The organism is Pseudomonas sp. CROZ-RG-20F-R04-15, from assembly GCF_022662375.1.
Lineage (GTDB): Bacteria > Pseudomonadota > Gammaproteobacteria > Pseudomonadales > Pseudomonadaceae > Aquipseudomonas.
Window position 1 is genome coordinate 1 of sequence record NZ_JAKNQL010000046.1, and the last position, 9,111, is coordinate 9,111.

A 9,111-nucleotide genomic window follows, 5' to 3' on the forward strand; every position below is an offset into this window, starting at 1 on the left:
GATGCTCGAGGTACGCCGACTTGCACGTTTTGGGTCGAACTCAAGTCTTGAAAAGCCCCCGATCTGCCCCCTTTCCCCTCGCCAGCTTGAGATATTGAGCCGAACCCGAATCTTGAAAAGCATGAAGATCGGCCCCCTTTCCGAAATTTCGAGTCAAACTCAGGCTTTGAAAAGCATGAAGATTGGCCCCCTTTCCCCCTCGCCCCCTTGGGGGAGAGGGTTGGGGTGAGGGGGAGGCTTTTGACTTTGATCTGGCATCGGAGAGGACTACAATCCCCACCCCGCCTCAACGGCCGATCTGCCCCGCCCATGTTGACCTGTTCCGTACATCCCCTGCCCTATCGCGCCAATCCCGCCAACTATTTTGCGGCCATCCGCAACGCGCCCGGCGCCGTGCTGCTCGACAGTGGCCGCCCGAGCGCTGACCGTGGCCGTTATGACCTGCTCAGCGCCTGGCCGCTGGAACAACTGGCGGTGTTGCCGGACGAGAGCGGCAGCCATTTCCTGCAACGTCTCCGTGACAATCTGAATCGCCTCGGTGAGGCTGATTTACCAGCGGGTTTCGAGCTGCCATTCGCTGGCGGTTTGATCGGTTACTTGAGCTACGACTTCGGCCGGCATCTGGAAAACCTGCCGAGCCAGGCCCGCGATGATCTGCAGTTGCCGGATGCACGTTTTGGCCTGTACGACTGGGCACTGATCAGCGATCACCAGTCGGCCACCAGTCAATTGGTCTTCCACCCGTCGGTGATCGATAGCGAGAAACAGCGGCTGATTGCGTTGTTCACGCAGCCAGTCGCCAGTGCACTGACCCCGTTCAAACTGAACAAGCCGATGGCCGCCGATCTCTCGGCCGACGATTACCGTCAGGCGTTCGAACGCATTCAGCATTACATCCAGGCCGGCGACTGCTATCAGGTCAACTTCGCCCAACGCTTCCGTGCGTCGTGTCAGGGCGACCCGTGGCTGGCTTACTGCAAATTGCGCGAAGCCTGCCCGACACCGTTTTCCGGTTTCCAGAGCCTGCCCGACGGCGGCGCCGTGTTGAGCCTGTCACCCGAGCGCTTCGTCAAAGTCAGCAAACGTCAGGTGGAAACCCGGCCGATCAAAGGCACCCGCCCCCGTGGTCTGACGCCCGTCGAAGATGCCGCGAACGCCGCCGAACTGCTGGCCAGCCCCAAAGATCGCGCAGAAAACCTGATGATCGTCGACCTGCTGCGCAACGACCTCGGCCGCACCTGCCGCATCGGTTCGGTGCGAGTGCCGGAGCTGTTCAGCCTGGAAAGCTATCCGAACGTGCATCACCTGGTCAGCAGTGTGACCGGTGAATTGGCGGAGGATCGCGATGCACTGGACTTGATCGCCGGCAGCTTTCCCGGCGGCTCGATCACCGGCGCGCCGAAGATTCGCGCGATGCAGATCATCGATGAACTGGAGCCGACCCGGCGTGGCTTGTATTGCGGCTCGTTGCTGTACCTGGACGTGCGCGGCGAGATGGACAGCTCCATCGCCATTCGCAGTCTGCTGGTCAAGGATGGGCAGGTGTGTTGCTGGGGCGGTGGCGGGATTGTTGCCGATTCGGACTGGCAGGCTGAGTATCAGGAGTCGATCACTAAAGTCAGAATCCTCCTCGAAACCCTGCAGAACCTCTGAGGAATGATCGTTCCCACGCTCCGCGTGGGAATGCAGCCCGGGACGCTCCGCGTCCCATCCAAAGCCGAACGCGGAGCGTCCGTTGAGGCATTCCCACGCAGAGCGTGGGAATGATCATCAGGTAGCCAGGCTTACAGGCTGAGGTCGCGGTTGGAGGCCTTGAGGAATTCCTGCTTCAACTCGGCAAAGCTGTGCACTGCCGGAAACTGCGGAAACTCGCGAATCACATTATCCGGCGCATGGAACAGAATCCCCGCATCCGCCTCGCCCAGCATCGTCGTATCGTTATACGAATCTCCCGCCGCAATCACCCGGTAATACAGACTCTTGAAGGCCAGCACCGACTGGCGCTTCGGATCTTTCTGACGCAACTGATAGCTGGTCACTCGCCCGGTTTCGTCAGTAATCAGACGGTGGCAAAGCAAGGTCGGAAAGCCCAGTTGACGCATCAGCGGCTGCGAAAACTCATAAAACGTATCCGACAGAATCACCACCTGAAAGCGCTCACGCAGCCAATTGACGAACTCCACTGCGCCGTCCAGCGGCTTCAATGTGGCGATCACTTCCTGAATATCCGACAGCTTCAAGCCGTGCTCATCGAGGATGCGCAGACGCTGCTTCATCAGCACGTCGTAATCGGGAATGTCCCGGGTGGTGGCCTTGAGGGAGTCGATTCCGGTTTTTTCGGCGAAGGCGATCCAGATTTCCGGCACCAACACCCCTTCAAGATCCAGGCAAGCAATTTCCACAAGACACTCCCGTTTGTATTGATTATTTGAGTCGAGCGAGGCCGAACTCTAGCGACTCACATCCACACGCGCAACGCACAGTACGTCCCCGAGCCGTGCAGCTTTTTGTTACCATCAGCGCCATATAGAGCGCCCAGCGCCACCGACCTGTAGGAAGCCGCCCTGATGAGTGCAACGTTCGATGTCGTGGAACTCGCCACGACCTATGCCAACAAATCCGCGCAAGATATCCTCAAACTCGCGTTTGCCGAGTTCGGCGATGATCTGTGGATATCTTTCAGCGGCGCCGAGGATGTGGTGCTGGTGGACATGGCCTGGAAGCTCAACAAGAACGTCAAGGTGTTCAGCCTCGACACCGGTCGCCTGCACCCGGAGACCTATCGCTTCATCGATCAAGTGCGCGAGCACTACAAGATCGACATCGAACTGGTGTCCCCGGACTACACGAAACTCGAACCGTTCGTGAAGGAAAAAGGCCTGTTCAGTTTCTACAAGGACGGCCACGGCGAATGCTGTGGCATCCGCAAGATCGAACCGTTGCGCCGCAAGCTGTCCGGCATCAAAGCCTGGGCCACTGGTCAACGCCGCGACCAGAGCCCTGGCACTCGCAGCGCCGTGGCAGCGATGGAAATCGACACCGCGTTCTCCACGCCGGAGCGCACCCTGTACAAGTTCAACCCGTTGGCGCAGATGACCAGCGAAGAGATCTGGGGTTACATCCGCATGCTCGAACTGCCGTACAACAGCCTGCATGAGCGCGGCTTCATCAGCATCGGCTGCGAACCGTGCACCCGCCCTGTCCTGCCGAATCAGCATGAGCGCGAGGGGCGTTGGTGGTGGGAAGAGGCGACGCAGAAAGAATGCGGGTTGCATGCGGGCAATATCATCAGCAAGGCGTAACCTCCTGAATTGTTACGCCATTCCCTGTGGGAGCGAGCTTGCTCGCGAAAGCGTCGTGTCAGTCACTGAATTACGTCACTGATATACCGCATTCGCGAGCAAGCTCGCTCCCACAAGTTCCTTTAGCGATTCTAAAAATGTGTACACACGAATGTCACCATCGGTGCCATTTATGTGTGCACTTTTTTGTTTCCGCGCCCTGAAAAGTTACATCCCGCCTGAAAATTCCTCTCCCTCGCCGTCCTTCCAAATCCCCTTCCAAAAATAAATACCTGTTCAACCGGTCAATTTTTAACCACTTATTTTCAAACACTTAGCCCGCCTCGATAACTTTTCGAAATGAGCAACGCTGTCCATAGATCGCTAACTGGCACAAATCTGGCTTTAGTGCATACATGTTTTGTATACAAAACTGCAAAACATACACACTTTCGATCCGCAAGCCTGAAGCGCCCTATCCCGTACAGGCTGCAGATGCCCCGTAACCAGTGATGTTTTCACTGCCGCGACGAAGATATGTCGAGCCTGACCGCTCATGCACAGTCATCGCGGCCCTGAACATCAGGAGCCTGCCGGAATGCGTACAAGTCTCTCCAACAACATCGCGCTGAATCTGCCCGCCTCTGCCCTCGACCGACCGTTACCCGATGACGGCCTGAGCGAACCGTTACAACTGAGTCCTCGCCTGCACAACAGCGACCTCGCGCCGACCAAGGCCGAAGGTCGGCGCTGGGGCAAGTACAGCATCTTCGCCCTCTGGACCAACGACGTGCACAACATCGCCAACTATTCCTTCGCCATTGGGCTGTATGCCTTGGGCCTGGGTGGCTGGCAGATTCTGCTGTCGCTGGGGATTGGCGCGGCGCTGGTGTATTTCTTCATGAACCTGTCCGGCTACATGGGGCAGAAAACCGGTGTGCCGTTTCCTGTCATCAGCCGGATCAGTTTCGGCATTCACGGCGCGCAAATTCCTGCACTGATCCGGGCGGTTATCGCCATTGCCTGGTTCGGGATTCAGACGTATCTCGCCTCGGTGGTGTTCCGCGTGTTGCTCACAGCAGTGCATCCCGGTTTTGCCGAATACGACCACGATTCGATCCTTGGTCTGTCAACGCTTGGCTGGGTGTGCTTCGTGGCGATCTGGTTCGTACAACTGGCGATCCTCGCCTACGGCATGGAAATGGTGCGTCGCTACGAAGCGTTTGCCGGACCGGTGATTCTGCTGACCGTCGCCGCCCTCGCCGCGTGGATGTACTTCCAGGCCAACGCGACCATCGCCTGGTCGACTCGCGAGCCGCTGACCGGTGGCGAGATGTGGCGCAACATCTTCGCTGGCGGCGCCTTGTGGCTGGCGATCTACGGCACGCTGATTCTCAACTTCTGCGATTTCGCCCGTTCTTCGCCGTGCCGCAAGACCATCAAGGTAGGAAACTTCTGGGGTTTGCCGGTGAATATTCTGGTGTTCGCCGCGATTACTGTCCTGCTCTGCGGCGCGCAATTTCAGATCAATGGCCGGATCATTGAAAGCCCGACCGAAATCATCGCCTCGATTCCCAACACGTTCTTCCTGGTGCTCGGTTGCCTGGCGTTCCTGATCGTTACCGTGGCGGTGAACATCATGGCCAACTTCGTCGCCCCGGCGTTCGTCCTCAGCAACCTGGCGCCGAAGTACCTGACCTTCCGCCGCGCCGGGCTGATCAGTGCGACCATCGCGGTGCTGATCCTGCCGTGGAATCTCTACAACAGCCCGCTGGTAATCGTGTATTTCCTGTCCGGCCTCGGCGCCCTGCTCGGCCCGTTGTACGGCGTGATCATGGTCGACTACTGGCTGATCCGCAAAGGTCGGATCAACGTCCCGCAGCTCTACAGCGAAGATCCCAACGGCGCTTATTACTACAGCCGAGGCGTCAATTTCCGTGCGGTGGCGGCGTTTATTCCTGCGGCGCTGATCGCCATCGTCCTGGCACTGGTACCGGGTTTCCACAGTGTTTCGCCGTTCTCCTGGCTGATCGGTGCCGGCATCGCCGGAATGCTTTATCTGATCATCGCCAAGCGCCAGCCGCACTACGCCGACGTCAGCGGCGAATCGATCGCTGTCGACAACGTCTGCCATTAACTTCCTCGCGGCCCGGATTTCGGGCCGCAGAACTGCCCGCAATAAGGATTTCCCCATGCGTATTCTCGTGGTCAACGTCAACACCACCGAGTCCATCACTGAGGCCATCGCCCGATCGGCGCAGGCCGTTGCCTCACCCGGAACAGAAATTGTCGGTTTGACGCCGTACTTTGGCGCCGATTCGATTGAAGGAAATTTTGAAAGCTACCTGGCGGCCATCGCGGTGATGGATCGGGTGATGGCTTACGATCAGCCGTTCGATGCGGTGATTCAGGCCGGTTACGGCGAACATGGCCGTGAAGGTTTGCAGGAATTGCTCAATGTGCCAGTGGTGGATATCACCGATGCGGCAGCGAGTACGGCAATGTTTCTCGGCCACGCGTATTCAGTGGTGACCACGCTGGATCGCACCGTGCCATTGATTGAGGATCGGCTGAAACTCTCCGGGCTGTGGGATCGTTGTGCATCGGTGCGGGCCAGTGGTCTGGCCGTTCTGGAGCTGGAACACGAGCCGCAGCGTGCGCTGGAAGCGATCGTGCATCAGGCTGAACTGGCGGTGACGCAGGACAAAGCCGAGGTGATCTGCCTGGGTTGCGGTGGCATGGCCGGGCTGGATGAGCAGATTCGTCGACGTACCGGAGTGCCGGTGGTGGATGGGGTGACGGCGGCGGTGACGATTGCGGAATCGCTGGTGCGGTTGCGCTTGTCGACTTCTAAAGTGCGGACTTATGCGACGCCACGGCCGAAAAACATTATTGGTTGGCCGGGGCGTTTTGCCCGCTGAGGTCATCCTCGGAAACCGAGTCGACCCATTCGCGAGCAGGCTCGCTCCCACAGGGGAAATACATTCCAAATGTGGGAGCGAGCCTGCTCGCGAAGGCCACACCTCGGTCTGATGCCTTGCTCAAATAGCACTGAACCGCCGCGCCAACCCTCTATCAGCAAACTGCTCAATCAAAAAATCCACAAACGCCCGAGTCTTCCCCGGCAACAACTTATGCTCGGCGTAGTAAATCGAAATATTGCCATCATCGACAAACCAGTCCGGCAGCACCCGCTGCAACGTCCCCGCCTCCAGATACCCCACCGCAAACGGCATGCTCACCAGCGCAATCCCCAAGCCTTGCGCCGCCGTTCTGCAAGCGGCTTCGGAATCACTCAGGGTCATTCGCGCCTTGAGCACCAACGGTCGACAGTTCTGTGGATTGCGCCCGGTCAATTGCCAGGAACGCACGCGTCCGGTTTGCGGCGAACGGATCAGAATGCCGTCGTGATGGCGGAGGTCATCCGGCTCGATGATCTCGGGATTGGCCTGTAAATAGTCGGTGGACGCGACCAGTATCCGGTGCGCCGGGCTCAGTTTGCGTGCGATCACGCCTTGCGGCAGTTCGAAGCCACCGCCGATAGCCGCATCGAAGCCCTGTCCGATCAGATCGACCTGTCGATTATCGAAATGCCAGTCCGGATTGATCGCCGGATATCGTCGCAGAAACTCACCGAGCATCGGCACGATATGCAGGCAGCCAAACGCTGCGCCCATGCTGACTTTCAGCGTCCCCGCCGGCAACCCTTCGACGCTGGACAGATTGGCCACGGCATTTTGAATCGTCGTCAGACTGCCACTGACCTGATCCAGGAAAAGTTGCCCGGCCTCGGTCAGCGTCAGGCTGCGTGTACTACGCTGGAACAACCGCACGCCCAGCCGCACTTCGAGTTTGGCCACACTTTTGCCGACCGCTGCCGGGGTCAGGCTCAGACGTCGTGCGGCCTCGGCAAAGCTGCCGACTTCGGCACTGCGCACAAAGCATTCAATGCTGCTGAAGGTTTCCATGATCGCCACTATAAACTTCTGGTTTACACAGACTATAGCAATCATGGTCTACACAGTTGTCGATACCACGCCGATACTCGGCACCAATACCAAGGCATTCCCGCCTTGATCACTCTGGAGATCGAACATGACCACTCAACACCTCAGCGGCAAAGTTGCTCTGATTCAAGGCGGTTCCCGTGGTATCGGCGCAGCCATCGTCAAACGCCTGGCCGCGGAAGGCGCTGCAGTAGCCTTCACCTACGTCAGCTCCACCGCCAAAGCTGAAGAATTGCAGAACAGCATCACCGCCAACGGTGGCAAAGCCTTGGCGATCAAGGCTGACAGCGCTGATGCCGCCGCCATTCGCCACGCCGTCAGCGCCACAGTCGAAGCCTTTGGCCGCCTCGACATTCTGGTCAACAACGCTGGCGTGCTGGCCGTCGCACCGCTGGAAGACTTCAAACTCGAAGACTTCGACCAGACCGTAGCGATCAACATTCGCAGCGTCTTCATCGCCTCGCAGGAAGCCGCCAAGCACATGGGCGAAGGCGCACGCATCATCAACATCGGCAGCACCAACGCCGACCGCATGCCCTTCGCCGGCGGCGGTGTGTATGCGATGAGCAAATCAGCACTGGTCGGCCTGACCAAAGGCCTGGCCCGCGACCTCGGCCCACGCGGTATCACCGTCAACAACGTGCAGCCAGGCCCGGTCGACACCGACATGAACCCGGCCCACGGTGACTTCGCCGAAAGCCTGATCCCGCTGATGGCAGTGGGTCGTTACGGTAAAGCCGAAGAAATCGCCAGCTTCGTCGCTTATCTGGCAGGCCCGGAAGCCGGTTACATTACCGGTGCCAGCCTGACCATCGACGGTGGTTTCGGCGCCTGATTTATCTGAGTCGACTGAACAAAAAACGCCGCCCCTCTTGTTACAGAGGGGCGGCGTTTTTTTGTGTCAGAAGCTTACGCCCATTCCAGCGCCGGCAAGCCGCAAGCACTCGGAGTAAACGCTTTCAGTGTGCGCAGAATCCCGTCAGCGTGTGCATACTTTTCATCGGCCATGGCAGCATCGGGGATCGCAATCGCGGTCATGCCTGCGGCTTTCGCTGCGGTCACGCCAAACGGCGAATCCTCGAACACCAGACAATCTTCAGGCGCGACACCCAAACGACGGGCAGCGGTCAGGAAGATATCGGGCGCCGGTTTGGCCGCGCCGACTTCCGGATCGTCCGCCGTGACGATGAAATCGAACAGCGCAAACCAGTCGCGGTGCAGCGTGGTTTTCTGGCCAAACGATTGACGCGACGAACTGGTGCCCACTGCGATTGGAATATTGTGCGCCTTGAGGTGGCGAATCAGCTCCTCGGCACCCGGCATCGCTTGCGCTGTTGGGAAACGCTCACGCATCAGTGGTTCGCGGATCACCAGAAATTCTTCGGCGGTGATCGGCAGATCCAGTGCCTGCACCACGTAATTGGCCAGATCGTTGGCCCCACGACCAATGATGTTCTGCTTGACGCTCCAGTCGAAGGTGCGCCCGTAACGCTGGGCAATCAGCGAGGTGACCTCGGTATAAATGCCTTCGGTGTCCAGCAGCAAACCGTCCATATCGAAAATCACGGCCTTGATCGGGCCGAACGCCTTCAGCGGTGCATTCATCATCGGATCCGTTAACAAAGACATCCCGGGCGGCACAGTTGGCGCCGCTACGCGGATCTGATTAAAGGGTTCAGCAGCATAACGAGCGTGGCAGACATTGAGCAACGGGCAATGTTCTTTGAGCCGATGAACTACTCGCGAGCATTTAGCGAAACATCCTACAGATAACGCCTACTCGCCCGACTTCTTTCCCGATTGATCCCCCGCAAAGTCCTCGT

The 9,111-nt window shown here is 58.6% G+C and carries 8 protein-coding genes and 1 pseudogene; 6 read left to right on the forward strand and 3 right to left on the reverse strand.

The features are described from left to right. The first annotated feature begins 309 nt into the window (after window positions 1–309). Window positions 310–1,653 (forward strand): aminodeoxychorismate synthase component I, encoded by a 1,344-nt coding sequence (pabB, locus tag L8H52_RS29890; protein ID WP_242210113.1) that lies wholly within the window; start codon window positions 310–312, stop codon window positions 1,651–1,653. Between the two features lie 131 nt (window positions 1,654–1,784). Here the strand turns inward: pabB and thrH are convergent, their stop codons facing one another. Next, a complete protein-coding gene (gene thrH, locus L8H52_RS29895; RefSeq protein WP_242210112.1) occupies window positions 1,785–2,402 on the reverse strand; it encodes a bifunctional phosphoserine phosphatase/homoserine phosphotransferase ThrH in 618 nt (205 codons plus the stop codon). Between the two features lie 165 nt (window positions 2,403–2,567). Here thrH and L8H52_RS29900 point away from each other — a divergent pair, with 165 nt between their 5' ends. The 4 genes and pseudogenes from L8H52_RS29900 to L8H52_RS29915 all read left to right on the forward strand — a co-directional run bounded on the left by L8H52_RS29900 (window position 2,568) and on the right by L8H52_RS29915 (window position 6,202). Then, complete coding sequence (locus L8H52_RS29900; protein WP_242210111.1) at window positions 2,568–3,302, forward strand: phosphoadenylyl-sulfate reductase; 735 nt, start codon at window positions 2,568–2,570, stop codon at window positions 3,300–3,302. An 8-nt stretch (window positions 3,303–3,310) separates the two neighbouring features. Further along, window positions 3,311–3,421: pseudogene (locus L8H52_RS30560) on the forward strand (metal ABC transporter ATP-binding protein); the annotation flags it as partial. Between the two features lie 458 nt (window positions 3,422–3,879). Further along, window positions 3,880–5,418, forward strand: coding sequence for an NCS1 family nucleobase:cation symporter-1 (locus L8H52_RS29910; protein ID WP_242210110.1), 1,539 nt, complete (start codon window positions 3,880–3,882; stop codon window positions 5,416–5,418). Between the two features lie 55 nt (window positions 5,419–5,473). Then, window positions 5,474–6,202 (forward strand): aspartate/glutamate racemase family protein, encoded by a 729-nt coding sequence (locus tag L8H52_RS29915; RefSeq protein WP_095047763.1) that lies wholly within the window; start codon window positions 5,474–5,476, stop codon window positions 6,200–6,202. 120 nt (window positions 6,203–6,322) lie between these two features. On the opposite strand, the gene L8H52_RS29920 is transcribed toward L8H52_RS29915, so the two are convergent. Continuing rightward, window positions 6,323–7,249, reverse strand: coding sequence for a LysR family transcriptional regulator (locus L8H52_RS29920; RefSeq protein ID WP_242210109.1), 927 nt, complete (start codon window positions 7,247–7,249; stop codon window positions 6,323–6,325). A gap of 127 nt (window positions 7,250–7,376) precedes the next feature. On the opposite strand from L8H52_RS29920, the gene L8H52_RS29925 reads away from it, so the two are divergent. Further along, window positions 7,377–8,123, forward strand: coding sequence for a 3-oxoacyl-ACP reductase family protein (locus tag L8H52_RS29925; RefSeq protein WP_016985737.1), 747 nt, complete (start codon window positions 7,377–7,379; stop codon window positions 8,121–8,123). A gap of 74 nt (window positions 8,124–8,197) precedes the next feature. On the opposite strand, the gene L8H52_RS29930 is transcribed toward L8H52_RS29925, so the two are convergent. After that, window positions 8,198–8,893 (reverse strand): HAD-IA family hydrolase, encoded by a 696-nt coding sequence (locus L8H52_RS29930; RefSeq protein ID WP_026000652.1) that lies wholly within the window; start codon window positions 8,891–8,893, stop codon window positions 8,198–8,200. Window positions 8,894–9,111: the final 218 nt, after the last annotated feature.